At 52.7% G+C, this 21,240-nt stretch carries 1 pseudogene; it reads left to right on the top strand.

From position 1 onward, the window contains the following. Window positions 1-24: 24 nt before the first annotated feature. Window positions 25-21,141: pseudogene (locus IQ241_RS07650) on the top strand (putative Ig domain-containing protein); the annotation flags it as partial. Window positions 21,142-21,240 lie beyond the last annotated feature (99 nt).

Below are 21,240 nucleotides of genomic sequence, written 5' to 3' on the forward strand. Positions count from 1 at the left end.
GACCAGACCTATCCTTCGGTAGCGATGAGTGCCTCAGGTGAATTTGTGGCGACCTGGAGTAGCCGTTATCAAGATGGCAGTGGCTGGGGGGTTTATGGCCAGCGCTACAACGCGAACGGGGAGCGGCTCGGCGATGAGTTCCTGGTCAACACCGCTACTGCCAGCGACCAGATCTACTCTCGCGTCGATATTGATGATGCGGGCAACTTCATCATCGTTTGGGAAAGTCGAGACTATCCTTCAAGCAGCGCTTCCAACTACAACATCTATGCGCAGCGCTTCGATGCCGATGGCCAAAAGCTGGGTGCTGCCTTCAAGGTCAACGATGCTGAGCTTGGCGACCAGCGTCATGCAGTAGTCAGTATCGATAAGAGTGGTGACTTTGTCGTTACCTGGCACAGCGACCAACCTGGGCTAGGACAAGATGTCTTTGCCCGCCTCTTTAACGCCAACGGCGTTGCGCTGGGCAGCGCTTTTCGGGTCAACCCCAAGACTGCTGGCAACCAGAAGCAGCCTTCGGTCACTACCGCTGACAATAGCTTCGTCATTGCCTGGGTCGGCGATGGCAGCAACGGCACGACCGAACTCTTCGCTCAGCGCTACAAAGCAAATAGCCCACCCTCTTTGATAGGCAGCATTGACAATCAAAGTGCTTTAGAAGACACCTTTTTTAGCTTCACGGTTCCAGACAACCTATTTCAAGATTCAGACGGTAATGATGACTTAACCTATAGGGCAACGCGGGCAGATGGTAGCGCATTACCAAGCTGGCTAAGCTTTGATATCTCAACCCGAGTTCTGAGTGGAACTCCCAGCGAACAAGACGCGGGCACGACCACTATAGTCATTAAAGCTATTGACGGTTCGGGTGAAATTGCAGCCGAGTTCTTCAACCTGACAGTAGCACTAAAACCCGCAGATTTAATTATTTCTAGCATCAGCGCACCCGAAACACTCATACCTGGCAGCACAGTCCAGTTAGAGTGGACGGTCACAAACCAAGGCCCTGGCAAAGCTCGTTCCGTTTGGAATGATGCAGTTTACCTATCCCCTACGTCTGAGCTTGATCGCACAAAAGCAACTCGCCTCAAACAAGTAACGGTCACTGAGCAAGTTCCTCTAAACGTCGATAGCAACAATCAATACACGCTTCAAGCTGACATCACTATTCCCAATGACCTAGTGCTTGGTCAGCATTATCTTTTTGTTGTCACTGATGAAAGTGATGCCCAAGTAGAAGTTAACGACGATAATAATTTTGCTAGTGTAGCCATCACGTTAGTTGCCTCAGACTTACAGGTCGTCAGCGCAACTGTTCCTAATACGATTCTTTTGGGTCAGTCAACCGACCTAACTTGGACGGTAAGAAATTCAGGAGCTGGGCCGACTCAAACAAACTGGAAAGACGCCGTCTATATTTCCGACTCCCCCATATTGGATGGTTCAGCGACTCGGCTAGAGACTACTCTACGATCTAATCCGGCTGCGTTAGGCACTGCTGATAGTGACAATGCTTACACGCAGACTGCAACAATAACCTTAAAGGGGCTAACCACAGGGCAAAAGTATCTCTTCTTTGTCACAGACATTGACAACCAACAAAAAGAGGCTAACGATTCAAACAACGTCTTACAGATTCCAGTTACGCTAATCGCGCCTGACCTTCAGGCAGTCCTCAGCGTGTCAGAAACAGCAATATCTGGTACTACAGTAGCCGTCAACTGGAGCGTTCGAAATAACGGGACAGCCTCTACGACTGCTACACCGTGGATCAATAGATTTTATCTATCAACTGACCAAAAGATAGACTCATCGGATCGACTCATCCAGACAATCACTTTAAGTACGGCATTGGAGGCAGGAGCGAGTTATTCTGATGCATTTACCTTTGACTTGCCCATTGCTATAGAAGGTCAGTACTACCTCCTGATGGTCACTGATGCTGATCATGGGATCGCCGAGGGCGCTGCGGCAGGGGTGCTAGCTGAGTCAAATAATCTAGCGTCCGCAGCGTTAGAAGTCGTCCTTGCTCCCTACTCAGACCTTGCTGTCACGAACGTCAATGCAGCTGAAATCTACGTTGGCGATCCTGCCAAAATTCAGGTGAGCTGGAGCGTTACCAACCTTAGAAATGAGGTTGGACCTAGCAGTACCTGGACAGACAGAGTTTGGGCCTCAGTCAACGAAGTTTTCGGCGACGGCGACGATCGCTTACTGGGAGAATTTGTCCATACCGGTTCACTTGCAGGTTTAGCCAGCTATTCGCGTACAGAAACCATTACGCTAGCGCCTCGGTTTGAGGGCGAATATCGGATTTGGGTTCAAACCGATAGCGCAGGGCAGGTTTTCGAAAATGGCCTGGAAGACAATAATGCTGCCGCTGCTGCGAACCGAACCCAGATTGTGCCAATTCCCTATGCGGACCTGGTGATCAATCAAATCGATGTCGCTTCAAACGGGAATAGCGGTCAGCCCTTTAGCTTATCTTGGACAGTCGCTAACCAAGGGATTGGTCTAACCAGTACTTCAACTTGGAACGACTATGTCTATTTGACGGCGGACCCAGCTGGTAAAGCAGGGCTTCAGCAGTTAGGCCAGTTCGAGCATATTGGTGTACTAGCAAAAGGCACAAGCTATCAACGCTCGGGTCAAATAATTCTGCCTGATGGGATCGAAGGCGAATATTACCTCGTGGTGAGAACAGGTGGTCCCTATGAGTTTCGCTACACCGATAATAACGCTCTCACCTCAGCTTCTATCAACGTTAGCTTGGCCCCCACCCCAGATTTAGCCGTTGTGGACATTGAAGGGCCAACCAGCACAAAAGCAGGGAGCAAGGTTGATATTGCTTGGACGGTCATCAATCAGGGGCAGGGCAGCACAAATCGAGCCTGGGTTGATCGGGTTTACCTGAAAGCAGCGGGTTCAGACCAAAAGATTGAGGTAGGCAAGTTTACCTACACGCAGGAATTAGAAGCCGGTAAAACTTACAGGCGTTCGGAGCAGTTTACACTGCCCAGCACAATCCAGGGAACTTATCAAATCGTTATCGAAACGAATGCAGGTCAGTTCCTTTACGAAGGCGCTTTCACCAATAACAATACGAAAATTGATAATGACCTGCTTACGATTTCATTCCCCGCTCGGCCCGACCTGCGGGTGGCTGATGTTGAATCGCCAGCTACTGTCGCCGCTGGCGGTACATTGACCGTTGGCTTTATCGTTGAAAATCAGGGTGGCGTTGCGACTGACACGCCCAGCTGGCTTGATCGCATCTATATATCGCGCGATAACACCATCAGTGATGATGATATTCTGCTTGGAGAAATTAGTAATGCATCTGCGCTGATGCCAGGTGGGCAGTACCGTAGCGAAGTTGAGACCGCGCTCATCCCTCGTTATTTCCGAGGAAACGCCTATATTCTGGTCCAAACAGATGCTAAAAATCAGCTGAATGAATATCCACAAGACGACAACAACCTGTTTGCTAAGCCTATCTACGTCGAGCCTCTGCCCCCTGCTGACCTGGTTACAGCTAATGTAGCTGCGCCCAGCCAGGCCTATGAAGGCTCGTCCATTGCGGTTACTTACCGGGTTACCAATAAGGGTATTGGCGAAACCGATCGCAGCGGCTGGCAAGATACCGTTTGGCTCACCCGGAATAAAGACCGCCCATCGGCTTCCAGCTCAGGTTCCTTTGAGCCAGAAGATATTCTGCTAGGAACCTTCAGTCATCAAGGTTCGCTCGCGATCAATGACAGCTACCAAAACACTGTCACAGTAACGCTGCCAAAGCAAATCACGGGTGACTGGTACATTACCGTATGGTCAGACGCCTATGATGTTGTAACTGAGGATACTCAAAACATCAACGTCAATCCAGACGACCCCAACGAGCTAGATAGCAACAACTATGCTTCTACGCCAATCACTGTCCTTCTGACACCGTCGCCAGACCTGATTGTCGAATCGATTACAGCGACCCCAGAAGCTAAAGCAGGCAATCCGTTTAAGGTATCTTGGACAGTCAAGAATCAGGGACAAGCTGAGACAGAGGGCAAATGGTATGATGAGGTTTACATTTCGGATAGCCGCGATCTGAACGATCGCAATGGCCACAGATGGCTACTAGGCAGGGTCAACCATACTCAAGCGCTAGCGGCCAACGGCAGATACACAGCCGAGCTCGAAGTAGAGTTAGCGCCATCGGTTCACGGCCAATACGTCATCGTTAAGACCAATGCGGGAATCGCTAACTGGGAGCGAATTTGGGAAGGGCCATATATTGATAACAATACTGATGTCACCGATACGCTAGTCACCCGTGCGCCTTCTGACCTCGTTGTCACTAGCGTCAAGTCGCTAACCGATGCTTTCTCAGGCGAAAAGGCAACGATCACTTGGACAGTGACGAACCAAGGTGCCGCGACCTGGGCAGGCACAAAATACTGGTATGACGAAGTTTGGTTATCTCCCGATTCCACCTTTATCAAGGATAGAGCAACTAGACTAGGCCTATTTGCGTATAGCCCTGGACAATCCCTCGGCAGCGACGAGAGCTATACCCAAACCCAGGAGGTTATTCTTCCAGCCGGGACAAACGGAGAATACTATCTCTACGTTAGTACTGACTATACCTACAGCGAATATGACAATCGCCGGGTGTTTCGCGGCAGCATCCAGAACAGCGGCAGCAATGACAATGCACTGGGCCTTTATAAAGACACTGTTTTTGAAGATGCTTCCAATAATTTAGGGGTAGGCAAGTTCGATATCAACTATCGAGAGCCGGACTTGCAGGTTGCTGCCTTTGCGTCCCCCATTCAGTCTGCAAACTCGGGTGAATCTGTCTCCGTATCCTGGACAGTTACCAATCAAGGGACCCGTGACACTCGTCAAAGTGCTTGGTATGACAGAGTTTATCTCTCTAGCGATCTTTCCCTAGATTCTGCCGATGTCATGCTGGGTTCGGTCAAGCATGTCGGTGGGTTATCAATTGGTCAGAGCTATAGTCAAACCGCTACTCTAACTCTGCCCGATGGAATCGAAGGGAATTACTATCTCATCTTCGTCACCGATGCAAATCTGGAACCCAACCGTTCCGGCACTAAGCTCGTTTTTAGCGGCCCGCTTACGTGGGATAGTGTCGTATATGAAAACTTTTCTAGATACGCCAACGTACCAGAGTTTCAAGACGAAGGGAATAACCTTGCTGTTAACGCGCTACAAGTCGTTCTTACTCCGTCACCAGACCTTCAGGTAACCAGCATTGTCGTGCCACAGCGCGCAACTGTTGGTCAACTACTAGACGTTACCTACACCGTCACGAATAAAGGCACCGGCGATACGCCTATTCGCCAGAGCAGCTGGAACGACTCCATCTATCTCTCCCGCGATGAATTTTTAGACGTGCAGCGCGATCGCTTCATGGGCATTGTCTCCCACAGCGGCGGCCTCGCCGCAGGCGGAAGCTATACCGTTAGTAAAACGCTAGACCTGAGCACCGATCTGACCGGGCCTTACTATGTCTTCGTGGTCACCGATGCCATTACCAGTCAGACATCGCTACGCGGCAGCGTCTTTGAAGGAACCTTTGAAGGCAACAACGCCTCCCCGAGTCAGCAGCCGGTTATTCTGGAACTGCCGCCACCGTCAGACCTGCAGGTCAGCAGTATCACAATTCCAAATGCGGCAAAATCCGGCGATTTAGTCACGATTAAGTGGGAAGTGACGAACTCGGGTGTGAACGCTGCCGCCGGGCGGTGGAGCGATGCCCTCTACCTTTCAGCCGATGAGCAATGGGACATCACCGATATTGCTCTAGGTCGAGTTTTACGAAGCGGCATTGTCGCCCCAGGCGAGACCTATAGCGCCAGCCTGTCTGTAAACCTTCCCCCGGCGATTCCCGGCGACTACCGGATTATTGTCCGCCCAGATATCTTTAACCAAATCTACGAAGCAGAAAACGAAGCAAACAACACCACCGCATCGGCAGATACGCTCTCAGTGAGCGTTGAAACGCTTCAGCTTGGCGTGCCGCTTGATCTAACCTTAGACCCGGGTGAGGAGCGTCTGTTCCAGATCACCATTGGGGCCGGGCAAACCCTTAAGGTCAATGTAGACTCTGCCTCCGGCAGTGCAGCCAATGAGCTGTTCCTAAGACACGAAGCAGCCCCGAGCGGTATTGTCTATGACGCGGGCTACGACGGCGAACTCGGGCCTGACCCAGTAGCCATTATCCCGACTACAAAGCCTGGAACGTACTACGTTTTAGTGCGGGGCTACAGCCAGCCGTCTCAGGACACACCCACCCGAATCATTGCGGATGTCCTCCCCTTCGGCATCACCAACGTCACGACGGACCGAGGAGGCGATAGTCGCTATGTCACTACGACAATTTCTGGGGCGCAGTTCCAGGCGGGTGCCATTGTCAAGCTGGTACGGCCCGGGATCGCAGAATATGTGCCTGCCCGCTACGAAGTCATCAATAGCACGAAGATTATTGCCATCTTTGACCTGACGGATGCACCCCATGGTCTTTACGACGTCAAAGTGATAAACCCCAATGGGAAAGAGGCGATTGTCCCCTATCGCTATCTGGTCGAGCGCGCAATCGAGACTGATGTATCGATTGGCGTGGGTGGCCCTCGCGTCATTGCCCCAGGTGAGGCGGGCACCTACGGCCTATCCATCAATAGTTTGACTAACCTCGATACGCCCTATGTATTCTTCCAGGTCGGTACGCCCGCGCTGGGCAAGAATGTAGAAGTCTTCAACCTGCCCTTCGTCACCTTCAGCTCAAATCTGAGAGGAACACCGGGGGATGAGTACAGCGATATTCCCTGGGCTAGCTTAGTTTCTGATGTAAATCGAGAAGGTGAAACACTAGCGCCGGGCTATGTCTTAGATTTGGCCACCGGCGGCAGCATCGGTCGAAACTTCAATGTTCAAACCTATGCGGGCCTGGTTGAAGAACTGCTGAAAGATCCCAGGGCACTCGAAGATATCCCCGATGACCAGATTGCCTTCCGCTTCCATATCTTAGGGTCAGCAACTGCGCTCAGCCGCAGCGAATTTGTGGCTCAGCAAACCGTAGAAGCGCTGCGGCTGCGCGACGCCATTCTCAGAGATCGCACGGCGGCCCAAGCGCTCAGCGTGCTGGCAGCGGATGCCCAGACCTGGACACAGGCCTATCTCGCCGCGCTGGAGCAGGTAGGACTGCTGCGCCCTGAGGCGGAAGCACCGCCCATCCGCGAGAGCGCGCAGGTGATCAGCCTGCTGGCAACCCTGGCGACGGGCCTGCTGATTGGCCCGGCTGGAGCGGGAATTCGCTCGACCGGCAATCTGGTTGAATTCTTTGAGCAGATTCGCCGGTGGTATGGCGATACGCCTGAAAAGACCGGAAGTGAGAAAATTCCCAACCCGAGCTTATTTGATCTGGGCCTTTCGCGACCGACGCGCACCCAGGCTTTCAACATCTATGTGCCGTACGGTGACGCCCGAGTTGATCTACCGCCATCTACGTCTGTCCCGCCGCCAAGCTTTGCCAGCCTGTTCCAGGCGAACGGCTCGCAAAGCAATCAGGTGTCCCTGGTTGGCCCGCTGGGCTACGGCAGTGAAAACTATGTGCCGCTAGGAGAATCACTCCCCTACAGAGTTCGCTTTGAGAATAGCGCCAACGCTGCTACTACAGTAGGTGAAATTCGCATCGTTTCCCAGCTAGACACAGACCTTGACCCCCGTACGTTTGAGCTAGGCGGTCTAAAGCTGGGGGACATTCAAATCCATATCCCTAAAGGCCGGGGCGCTTTCCAAGGCGATTTCGACTTCACTCAGAGCAAAGGCTTTATCCTGCGCGTCAGTGCCGGGCTAGATCCGCTTTCGAATACGGTGATCTGGCAGCTCCAGGCGATTGACCCCAGAACCGGGCAGGTGATTAACGACCCAGAGCGGGGGCTACTGCCGCCTAACAATTCTAAACAAGCCGGGGCTGGCTTTGTCAGCTATACGGTTAAACCGCTGGCCAATCGCCCTACCGGAACGGAGATTACCAGTGCCGCTCGCGTGTTCTTTGACCGGGCAGCGCCGCTGGATACTGCTGTGGCGACCAACCTGGTCGATGGCAAAGCACCGACGACGCTGCTGCAAGTCAGCCCGCTGACGGCTGGGGGCAGTGACTATCGGGTGCAGTGGAATGCCGCTGACGAGGCTAGCGGCTCTGGGGTGCGCCACGTCACCGTCTATGTCGCCACGGACGGCGGCGACTTTAAGATTTGGCAGTCGCAGACGACGGCAACCGAGTCGATCTTCCAAGGTGAAGCCGGGCATACCTACGAGTTCTTGGCGCTGGCAACCGATAATGCGGGCAACCGTGAGCAGCCCCAGATCGGGATTACCCCGCCCAGCGATGGCTTTGCAACCAACCTCGGCACCCTGCCGGAAGTTGGTCGGACGACCGAGCCCGCCCTAGCACCGCCACCGGCCCCAGCCCAGCAGCCATCCACCAATCCTCTCTTCTTACAGGCGCAGCAGGCCATTCCAAACGCGGTGGTCAACGGTCAGCCGTCTGAGTTTGCTCAGGTGCTACGACCCTTCAACGCCAGCTCGTTCGCGACCGGCATCCCCCAAAGCCACCGTGAGATTGGCCCGATGGCCATTGTTGAACTTGCCGATGGCACTATCCTGGCGAGCGGCGGGCAGAATCGCGGTTCGCTCTATCAGTTCTCCAAAACCGGCGGCGCGGCCCAAAACCCGCTGGCTATTCTGCCCTATCCTGTTTTCGACCTGGCGCAGGCAGCAAACGGCACGCTCTGGGCGACGACCGGTGGTGGGCCGCTGCTGAAGCTAGATGCCAAAACTGGCGAAATTCTAGCCCAGTATGCAGATGGAATTACTCAAGCGCTCGTGATCGCGCCTGGCACCGGCAAGATCTATCTTTCTTCGGGCAACGGCGTTGAAATCTTTGACCCCGCCACCGAAACCTTCAAGCACTTCAGCAATCTGCGGGTCGGCAACCTGGCCTTTGCGCCCGATGGCAGTCTCTGGGCCACCCGCTGGCCGCAGCGGGGCGAAGTGGTGCGCTTCAACGAGTACGGCGAGCCGCAGCAGATGCTGAAGCTCGACGCACCGACCGACTCACTCGCCTTCGGCCAGCCGAATACTCGCCTAGCCGGGCTGCTGTTTGTCTCGACTAATCGGATAGACGGGCAGAACGGCGAGCTGATTATGGTCGATACCAAGACCTTGGATACGGTGGTGGTGGCTTCAGTCGGCAGCCGTGGCGATATCGTTAAGGTGACTGCGGACGGACGGGTGCTGCTCAGCCAGTCAACGCAGATCGATGTCCTAAATCCGCTGATTGCGCCGCAGGTTGCCTTCACCAACCCGTCGCCGGATGCGATCATTGCCCTGCCGCAGGGGTCGATCACGGTCACCTTTGACCAGGATATGTGGGTCGGCACGTTGACCGATGCTGCCTCGATCCTCAATCCCAGCAACTTCATCCTGACCGGGCAGACCAGCGGCACGCTGACGCCGCAGTCGGTGCGCTATGACGCGGCCACCCGCTCGGCCATCCTCGAATTTGGCTCAATTGCAGCTGACCTATATGAGCTAGACGTACTGCCGACGCTGCAAAGTGCGGCTGGGCTAGCGCTAGGTGAAGGCTATGAAGTTGACTTTACGGCTGTGTCTGACTTCTCCGCCTTTGTTGATATTGCCTTTAGCAATACCCGCTACGACCGGGCCAGCCAGACGATTGCCTTTGACCTGGCGCTGACCAACCAGACCGACTACGACCTCCTGCTGCCGTTGACCCTGCTGCTGACCCCCACAGGCTCGTTTACCAGTGAGCCGATGGGCGCGATCGCGCAGCAGCGAGAAACGGGCGCTTACCTGCTCGACCTCAGCCAGGCCCTAGCCGATGGCCGCCTCAAGGCCGGTGAGTCGGTAACTGGGCAAACGATTACGGTCTATAACCCAGACGCGCTGCGGTTTGACTATGAGCCGGGCATCTTTGCCCTGCCCTATCCGAATGAAGCGCCGCTGTTCAACAATGCGCCGCTGACGACCGCCCGCATCGGTGAAGTCTATACCCATCAGGTCGCAGCCAGCGACCCCGATGGTACGGTATTGACCTACTTGCTGTACCAGGCTCCCAAGGGCATGACGATTGATGCCCAAGGGGTGATTACCTGGACACCAGGGCCGGATAGCGCGGCGATTGAACCGGTTGTGCTCCAGGTGTACGACGCGCGCGGGGCGCGTTCGACGCAGCGGTTTAAGATTGCCGTGGCCGGCGGAAATCATCGACCCGTTTTTGCCGGGCTGCCCGCTGAGATCTATGGCGCGGAAGGTCAGCCGATTCAGCTAGCCGTCCGGGCGACGGATGCGGATAACGATGCGCTGGTGATTTGGGCCAACCGGCTGCCGCCCGGGGCAATCTTCGACTCCAAGACCAAGGTGTTGACCTGGACGCCGGGCTACTCGGCGGCGGGCACCTATGAGGACGTGCGCTTTATCGTCAGCGACGGCACCACGACGACGACGGCTTCGACCACGTTCCTGATTGCGCCGACCAATCAGGCCCCGACGCTAAAGCCGCTGACCAACCGCACCATTCGCGAGGGTGAGACCCTGAGGCTCCAGCTCCAGGGACAGGATCCAGAAGGGACGCAGCTGACCTACTTCAGTAATCTGCTGCCGGGCGGCGCTCGCCTCGACCCGCGCACGGGTGTCTTTGACTGGACGCCGAACTACTTCCAGGCCGGTCACTTTGAAATTCCGCTGCTGGTCTCTGACGGCGAGCAGCTGGCCTCTCAGCTGCTGAAGATAGACGTGCTGAATGTCAATGCGGCCCCCGTGTTTGAGGGTTTACAGCAGTGGACGGTGGTAGAAGGGCAAACAGTTCGCTTCAGAGCGTTTGCCTTTGATCCGGATAATCCCGGCTACATCCCGCCCGAGCGCAACCGGGATGGCGAACTGACGCTGCTAGAGGACAGCGACCCGTCGGTCACCTACAGCGTCAGCGGCCTGCCTGCGGGGGCGAGCTTTGACCCCGATACGGCGATCTTTAGCTGGGCTCCGGGCTTCAGCAAGGCTGGGACCTATGCGGTCACCTTTACCGCTACCGACGATGGCAATGGTACTGGCGTGGCCCAGACCGCGACGATTACCGTGCCGATTACGGTGCTCGACGTGAACCGGGCTCCTGAGATTGCCGCGATCGCGGCTCAGACATTGCAGCGCGGTGAAAGCCGGACGCTCGAGATTGTCGTGACTGACGCTGACGGCGATCGCGTTTCGATTACGGCGACGGACCTAGACGGCAGGGCGCTGCCTGGCTTTGTTGGCTTTGTCGATAACGGCGACGGCACGGCTCAGCTCCAGCTGGCTCCTGAGGCGACGACCGTCAGCGGTGACTATGTGCTGGAGGTGGTTGCGAGCGATATCACGGGCGCGCAGACGCGCTACGAGTTTGTGGTGACGGTCGATGCGCCCAATGACGGGCCGGTAATGGATTTCATCGGTGACAAGGTGGCGGTCGCGGGTGAGCCGCTGACTTTTGACGTGCGGGTTCAAGATCCTAATCAGGACAACCTCAGCTATGCCCTCAGCGGTTTGCCGCCAGGAGCGACGCTGGTAGGAACCAATGTGTACGGCGTGGCCCGGTTTAGCTGGACGCCGAGCGCGGCGGATTTGGGTAGCTATCCGGTCACCCTGAGCGTGACGGATAGCGGCAATGGCGATGCTGCTCAGCAGCTGAGCGGTGAAGTCACCTTTACGCTGAAGGTGCGCAGCCAGAATCAGGGGCCGGTACTGGCCCCAATTGGTAACCTCAGCCTGCAGGAAGGGGAAACGCTGACGGTGGTGCTGAATGCCACCGATGCCGATGGCGATGGGCTCACCTACCGGGCCGAGAATTTGCCCAGCGGCGCGGTGCTGGATCCCAGAACGGGCGTGCTGAGCTGGACGCCGAATCACTTCCAGGCGGGCGTCTATAGCAATGTGATTCTGAGTGTTAGTGATGGTCATCGCCAACAGTCGGAGACGATTACGCTGACGGTGGGCAACGTCAACCAGGCTCCGGTGCTAGCTCCGCTGCCGCCGCAGCTGGGGCAGGAAGGTGTAGCGCTTCAGTTCTCGCTGGCCGCTGGAGACATTGATGGCGATGCGCTATTGTATTCAGCGCTTTCTGCCCTACCGACTGGGGCTAAGCTCAACCCGACGACCGGTGCCTTTAGCTGGACACCGTCCTATGAGCAGGCTGGGGAGTATGTCATTTCGTTTGCTGCGACCGACCCCAGCGGGGCGCAGTCGGTACGCGATGTGTTGGTGCGGGTGGGCAATGTCAACCGGGCTCCCCAGCTGACGGCGCTGAATCGGAATGTGGCTCTGGGTGAAACGTTGAATTTTGCGCTGAGCGCGACTGACCCTGATTTGGGTACAGTGCTGACCTACAGCGCTCGCAATCTGCCAGAGGGCGCAACGCTCAATGCCCAAACCGGAGAGATTAGCTGGCGGCCTACGCCGGGGCAGCTGGGTGAGTATGTCGTGACCTATGTGGTCTCAGACGGGGCAATTAGCGTTACTCAGAATGCGCTGATTACGGTGTCTTCAACGCCTATTGTGCCGACGGTGACGCTGGATCTGACGCCCAGCTTCCCGGCGGTGCCGGGGCAGGCAGTATTGATTCGGGCAGTAGCAGATAGCCTCAGCCTGGTGCAGAGTATTGCCGTCAGCGTGAATGGCGATCCGGTGTCGGTCGATGCGCAGGGCCGAGTTAGCTTTACGCCAACGCTGCCAGGGCGCTATGAGATTGTTGCTCAGGTGGTAGACGCGGACGGTCGTCTGGGTGAGCAGACTACGGTTCTAAAGGTGAAGGATCCGGCTGACCAGCTGGCCCCTGAGCTCAGGCTGGCTCCGACACTGGGGCTGATGGCGCTGAATCAGCTGACGGATGTGGTCGGCCAGGTGCGCGACACTAACCTTGATGAATGGTCGCTGGAGATGGCGCTGCTAGGGAGCAACCGGTTTACGACAATAGCCCAGGGAACGACCACTATTGGAGAAGGCGTTCTAGCTCAGCTCAACCCGGCGGCGCTAGCTAACGGCTTCTATCAGCTGCGGCTGAGTGCGACTGATATCGGCGGGCGTTCCAGCCAGGTGCTCTCGACCTTTGAGGTTAACAGTGCTCAAAAGGCAAATCAGTATAGCCGCTTAGAGAGGGACCTGACGGTAGATCTCGGTGGCGTATCGCTCAGCCTGGAGCGGGCCTATTCGTCGCTGCAATCTCAGGTGATGGGCGACTTTGGCTATGGCTGGCGCTTGGCCAAAGCTGATTTTCAACTGCAAAGTAATGTGCCGCTGACCGGGCGAGAGCACCTGGGTAGCTTTAGCCCGCTGGCGGTCGGCTCTAGGGTCTATCTGTCGCTGCCGGATGGGCAGCGCGTAGGCTTTACGTTCCAGCCGGTGAAGCAGCAGGTGGGCGGGGTGACCTACTACCACCCTGGTTGGGCCGCCGACACAGGTATTGACTATACGCTCTCTTCCGCGGACGCTCGTCTATCGCTGGCGGGTAATCGGCTCTATGACTTGGATTCTGCTCGGCCCTACAATCCGGCGGATGAGCACTTTGGGGAGACGGCTTACCATCTGCGGGCGGCGGATGGCACCCAATATTCTCTCGATGCCCAGGGCCGGGTGCTGGCGCAGCAGACAGCGGATGGTAAGCGGCTGGTCTTCTCTAGCAACGGGGTGCTCCATCTCACGACCGGGGAGGCGCTGCGTTTTGTCCGGGGTGAGAACGGCGAAATTTCTCGAATTGAATCTAGCGATGGCCAGTCGCTCAGCTATGCCTACCGCGATGGGGAGCTGATCTCGGCTCGCCATTCATTCGGCACGACCAGCCGCTACGGTTATGCCTTAGATGGCTCGCATCGGCTGTCGCTCGCGACCGGTGCGGCGGGTACAGGTGGAGAGGCAGTACTGGGGGGCGTGTCGCCTGTAGTGGTGCCGGTGCTGGGCGATCTGGGTAGCGCGGCGCGGTTCTCGGGGGCGACTACTGCTGGGGCGCTTGGGGATACGGGGACGGACTATTGGGCCTTCAGTCTGCGCGACAGTGAGCTGACGTCTTTGGCTAGCGGCCAGGTACTGCTTAGCGTTGACTGGCAGGTCGCGAACGGCGCGCTGCCGTCGATTGCAGGGCTCTCGCCGCTGCTCTCTAGTTCGACGGCGACGGGAGGCTTTGGCCTGTTTGCGTTGGAGCGCTCAGGCTTACAGCTGCTATCGCTGCATGGCTCGGGTGACTATTCGCTGCGGCTGTCGGTAGCGGGCGATGTCAACCTCGATGGTGCGGTGGACGGGATGGACAGCACTCTACTGTTGGCGGCGTTGGGTAGCCGGGAAGGGGAGGCGGCCTATGGCTGGGCAATGGACCTCAACCGCGATGGTCGTGTGGATAGCGCTGATGTCCAGATCCTCAGCGCTAACTTTGGCTTTGTCGCGAATCAAGCGCCGGTATTGACGGGAACTTCTGTGCTCACCCATACGGACCTGCCGTCGGTGTTCTCGGTTGCGAATCTGGCTCATGACCCTGAGGGAGATGACCTCTTCTTCAGGGTCGCAGATGCCACGAATGGTACCGTTACGTTTACGAATGACGGGAAGGTTCGGTTTACGCCGGATGCAGGCTTCAACGGTTCTGCTAGCTTCCAGCTGATAGCGGATGATGGCTTTAGTGCTTCCATCCCCACGACAATAATCGTGAAAGTTAGCGATGCGCCATTGATTGGCTTAGATTTTGTCAATCGCCAGCCCAGACTGGGTATCGGCGATCAAGAAGATCTAATTACTATTGGCGATTTTACAGATCAAAAGAATGTCATTTTAGATAGTTCTTACTTGAGCTATCTTTCAGATACGTCGTCGGTCGCCAGTATCAACGACAATGGCCGTATTATTGGTCTGTCAAATGGCACGGCAATTCTACGAGCGTTTCGAGACGGTATCGAAGCAGTAACAGTTTCTAGAATTGGAGATATCCTAGCGCCTAGAAACCAGCAAGAGCTATATGTGACACTTGCCGAAGAATTGGGTCTTGAGCTATATCCTCAAGCCGTTACTCTAACTGAGGGAGCCAGTCGGCAATTGCTAGTCAGCATTGAAAGTCTGACCGGGTCTCCAGATCTTGGGGGCGCAATTTCTGGAACCAGATATTTCGTCAGCAATTCATCAGTACTTCAAGTCGGCGAAAACGGCCTCATTACAGCATTAGATACGGGCTGGTCTACGGTTACAGTTATCAATGGTGGTGCAGAAAGTGTCATTCCTGTACAGGTAAGCTCACCATACCCCAACCTTGGTGTGATAGGTAAAGATGGTGGTGTAATCCAATCAGATGATGGATTGGTAGTAGCTATAGCGCCTGGAGCGTTACAAGAAGAAACGACTGTCAGTATTCAGCAGGTGCTAAGGGAAGATTTGACCCTCAGCCTTCCCGAAAAATACGATTTTGCTGGCTCTTTCCAGCTAACATTTGATAGCCAAGAACTCTTAGTCCCTGCACAGTTAGCCATCCCCAATACAACTGGGCTGAGTGCTGGCACAGAAGTATTTTTTATGCGACTAGACAGCCTTCCTGCACTAGATGGCGTTGCCGAGCCCATCTGGTTTATTGAGGAATCAGGGATTGTTGGCGAAGATGGAATGATCCGGACACAATCGCCGCCGTGGAAAGGTGCCAGAAAAGATGGTGCCTATACAATTGCTGTACCTAAATTCAACTATCGAGTTGTAGATGCTTTACTACCACCAAGCGCAATTCCTGCTGTCGGGCTGGCTGCACCTTTGATTACGACAGTAGGAGGGGCTGCCCTCTCTCTATGGGCATCACCAGCGATTGGGTTGACTGCTGCGCTGGCAGGACCAGTCATTTCAGCCTTACTGATTGATGAAGAGTCTAATCCTATCTTAGATAGGTTCACTACTCGATCAACCGTAAACATGAGTGTTGAGGTAGTGGTTGTTCCAGCAATAGGCTTACCCTACAAAACCAGTGCTGGCGTGTCTCTAAACTTGGCTCAGCTATCATCAGATTCAGATAACCCTATAGCTTGGGTCTCAGACATCAGTTCACCGGTCACAGACCCACTTACCCCTATAATTACGATAGTAACAGCACATTTTGACGATGAAGGCATCTTTCTGAAGATTCGAGGAGAGAATTTAATCTCTGTAAGCGTAAATCCTGAGACCGATCAAGCTGAATACAGTCCTACAAAAGGTCTCAGAATCGATTTTGGATATGGCTCATATAGCAGCAAGCAAACTGAACTAGAAGTTAACACAGAAGGAACATACATCAAGCTCCGAGTTCCTAATTCAGTTCCCGTCAGCGAGCAGCTCAGTATCATGGCTGTCAGGACTGTTGAGTCTCAAGGCGTTGAATATGTTTCTACGCCAACCGCTATCTTCTATGAGCATTTTGATCGAGTTCTAGGAGCTAATCCACTATCGGGCAACATCAAAGTTTTCAATGCAAAAGACGCTGACAATGTTGTAGAACAAAGCGGGAGCGAAAACATATTGCTCGCAAGCATTCCGCTTGGTAACAATACAGGCGCTAGATACGTAGCTACGACAGAAGACGTAGCATATGTTCCTTTGCCTGGAGAAAGTTCAATTGCTGTCATTGACGCGATAGGTTTGAGAGAGCTGGATATTAACCCAGAAACCACAGAAGTTGATCGGATCAAGTTGCCTAGTGGAAGCAGTCCAACTTCAATTGTAATCGGCGAAGGAAATCATTACGCCTACGTAGGGGACCGGAACTTAGGAATTATCTATGTCATAGATATCAACCCAAACTCAGGAAGTTACAACAAATATATTAAAGCCATTCATATTGATGGCACGATAGGCGTTCGTCGATTAGCCATAAATTCGGATGGCTCGCTTTTATTCGCGACTACCAATTCTAGTAAGTCGGGTAAAAGTGGCATTGTTGTTATCAACGTTGATTTAGGCAATGCCCAAGTTCATCAAGTCGTTTCTGTTATCGATATTGAAGGTAAAGTTGAGGGCATTACAGCCACCGACAAACCAAATACGGTCTTCTTCACCAACAGAACTAATGACTCCAAAGGCTTTGGGAAGCTAGCTGTAGCTGTGGGTCAGGATGGAAGTTTCTCTCATACAGAGGAGTATGCGTCACTTACGCTGGGAGATTTCGACGATTACTTTGATGTCAATGAAGCGATTGACGTTGTATGGCTGAGAGATAGTTCAGGCATAGAGTATGCCTTTGTTGCTGGCTATAACGGCAGAATGTTTGGTGCTGGCATTGAAAGTGTCGATGGTAAAGGTGCTGGTAGCAACGTCGGCATCATCAAGATTTCAGGGAATTCTGCACCGAAGCTAGTAGCAGCTACTCGCCCAATTCCTATGGGCTTGACAAGCTCGTTGACACTCTCTGGTGATAATAGGTTCCTTTATGCGGCGAATCCTGGAGTGGCTGCAACTTTTGTTTACGACGTTCAGGAAATACTGAATACAATCAATAACCCAAACAATTTGTCTAAGTTAGAGAATACACCGCTTGAGGATGTTAACAGCAAAGTAGGGGTAGCGGCCAATATTTCAAGTCCCTTCTTAGAAGGTGTGTTTGGAGATACAACTAATGACAGACCCATTGGCGCGGGTAGCACTTGGGGGCTCACTGCTCATACGCCAAATACGATTATCCTTCCTGGCTCATCTTCTGTAGAGTTTAGTGGAGACCAGGAGAACTCTACACAGAAATTAATATTTAATTGGTCACTACATGAGAGAGCCGATGACCAAGATGGATCGCTACGCAGTACGATAGAAAACCTCTTACTTCCTGGGCAATCTGCACAAGCTTTTCAGCTAAGAGAAGCTCCAGTAGTAAGACCCATTCCACAACCGACAGTAATTCCGTCGTTGCCGCTACCTCAAACACCGCCTAGTCTAGGTAGACTGTATCGACCACAGCCTGTACCGATAACGCCAACCTCAACTAGTATCCGATGGGAAGATCTACCTGTTTGGGAGGACTTACCAAACACTCAGCCTACTCCGTCCCCAGAGGCTCAGAAACAGTTAAGAGAACGAGAAGACGTTAGAAGCATCAAACTATATGTCAGTTCTTTCCCCAATGGACAGGGCCTCGTACCCGGCGACTGGGCTCCAACTGAGTCACTGAGGGATGGAACTGACTACAACCCTAATCGAATTTTGACTGCTGAGTGGACAAGAAACGGAGGTGATAACTCAGGCAAAGGTATATGGCAGATATTAGACGCACGAGGTAATCCATTATCGGAGCCTCAAGAAGGTTATAGCTATGAGCTTTTATTGTCTGGAGAAAGAGCATTAACAGCAGGGCAGCGTTACTTTTGGAGTATCGAAATTGAGAAGTCTAGTGGTGCGAGAGTATCATCTCAAAGCAGTGTTACAACTGTTTTTGATATCCCTGCGACTACGCTCGATACAACTACCCCTGAGAGTTTTCCTAGTGTTACCATTATTCCAACAGTTTCTCCAGGTACAAATTGGGGGTTTTCTGAAACTTTAATTGGAAGTTCACCAGAAGTGGCGTCCCTTATTAAAAGCTATCTTGACTATCAGAGCCATATTGTATGGTATCGATCTGAAACAAATAAATGGTATACCGGGACACCTTCTATAGCTCCTGGAAAAACGCTTTTCTTTGATACTCGGGAGGTCTCTATTGAAGAAATATCTCAATTTTCAAGGAACTTACCGCTCGTCATCTTATCTGAATCTGATTCCCTAATCAACTCTTTGACTTCTGGTTTTACTGAGGCCGAAGCCGATAGTTTATTCTCAGCTCTTGTCCAGCTAGACCAAAAGATGGGTGGCAGTATCAATGGTTACGATGCTTCAGGTAAAATTAATAGAACTCAAGGAGATCTACTAAATTCACCACTCCACTTCATTGGATTTGGTAGAGGTGCTGTCGTCAACACAGAAATCGTTCAAAGGTTGGGAGCTCTGTATCTACATGCAGGGGGTACCAGTAGTGCAAATCGTGATTTGCACTTTACAACGATCGATCCAATCGCTTATGGATCAACTTTTCAGGGAACCGGGTTGTATGGCAACACGTATGATCCATATTTACGAATTTGGGATAATGTTACCTTTGCGGATAACTACTACCAGACGACTGCCAGCGAATTTGACGAAAGAGGACAGTCTTTACGTCAAGGGCGTTCAATAGATGAAGGACTTGCTGATTGGGAAGTAAACCTTAGTAAATATTCAGCATTTGAACCGAATAGCATACGTGACGTGGCGTCCCAGCGTGCGAAAGACTGGTATCTGGGAACAGCAAATCTCTCGCTTCGCCAGGAGCTTGGCGACGACTACATACGACGACTAGGCGATCTTCCAAGAGAGCTCAGAACGTCTAGCGGTGGTACAAAGACGTGGTATACCCCCGATCACACCTCAGCCATCAGAAATGGACAATCAGTTCAACACGGTGATCCCAACTCAGTGTGGGAAGGCATCGGTACGGGCTGGTTCTATTCAGTACTCGGCGGTGGCTATGAGTATCGTCCCTATGGGAGCAGTATTGGTACTAGGACTGACAAAGAGGGACTAGGAAGTTTCGATGCTTACTTGAATAATCCGCTTAATAGGGCATCCGTTCTAGAAGACAATACGTTCACCGGTGGCACGGTTGGGAATGGACGACGCGGGGACTATGCCGTTCCTACGCTCTTCAACGGGAATTTTGATTCCATAGCACCTGGCTTTGATACAGCGGGTAGTAATCTGGATATTCCTGGTTGGTCATTTGAAGGTGGGGATGCTGTACTGAAGCATCTAAAGCGCGGTATCGCAGGCAATACTAGTTTTGCTTTGGAGCTAGGCAATGGTGCAAATAGTGTTACACACAACAGCTTCTTAGTCCCTGATTGGGGAGTGCTGCGATTTGATTTGCATGTACCCAAACCAGATAATAGCGATAGTTCTCAAACTAGTACTTTTCGGGTGTTTTTAGATGATGTAGAACTTCAAAGCTCTGCTTTTCAAGGATTAATTAAAGGTAATCCAAATACTACAGGAAAGGAGTATCCTGCGGTCGATCTACGTAAGTTTGATGAAGCAATAGGTGGTAGGACAGGAGAAGGGCAATCTAACAGGATTGGTTTTGCAGAAGAAGGGTTTCAAACTTTTCAGGTTGATATTCCAAACGAATTCAGAGGAAAAGTAAAGACGCTCAGGTTTGAGCTAAATGGCTCGAAGACAGTTTATCTAGACAACGTCTTCTTCAAGAGTCAGCACTTGCTGTTTGGAAATCCAGCTTTAAATGGACAGGAAGCAAGAAAGGATATAGACACGCCCAAATTCGATGATGGTTATAATCCTGGTCTAGATCTTATTACAACTCCGCCTAGCCAGTTTTTTGATAACCACCTGATTGAGAAGCCACAATACTCTCTTTCCTATAACGACAAGTTTAAAACACCCAACTGGGTTAGTTATCAACTTAACAAAACCTGGCTTGGAGATTACAGTAATAAGGGACTTACGTTTGGAGTTGATCCACGTTTGCCTTTCGTTGATTCAGCTGAGCATGGTGATATCCCTGAGACAACGAACTACCATAGAGGACACATGACAACCGCTTCGCATCGTAATCGAAACAAGCAAGATTATGCTGCAACGTACTTGATGGACAATATCCTTCCCCAGCCACTGAATAGACCAAGTGATAGATGGGAAGCGCTAGAAGATGACTTAACCAAAGCGGTTGTGTCTAAGGATAAGGAATTCTATATTATTGCAGGAAGAGATGGACAGGCATCTGACGAGTATGGTCGTCCTCTTCTACTTAGCAATAAAGTTAGCGTTCCTGAATATGTCTGGAAGGTCGTACTGGTTTTGGACAAGCCCGGCCAAGGAATTTCAGATGTAACGAAGGATTCTCTTGCCTTTGCTGTCAGGCTCCCAAATACGCTGATTGATTATGCAGGTACGAATTCTAAATTTTTTGGGAAAAAAGTCGGCCAGGATCCAGATGCTGATTGGACCCAAAAAATCATTAACGTCGATGCGCTTGAATACATCACAGGTTACAACTTTCTCTCTAATATTCCTGTCGAGATTCAGGAAGCAATTGAGCGACAAACAGTTGGAGAAATCAAGGCAAGGTTAAAAGATATTTTTCCAATAACTGCTCATCTC

This window comes from Vasconcelosia minhoensis LEGE 07310, assembly GCF_015207255.1.
Taxonomy (GTDB): domain Bacteria; phylum Cyanobacteriota; class Cyanobacteriia; order Phormidesmidales; family Phormidesmidaceae; genus Vasconcelosia; species Vasconcelosia minhoensis.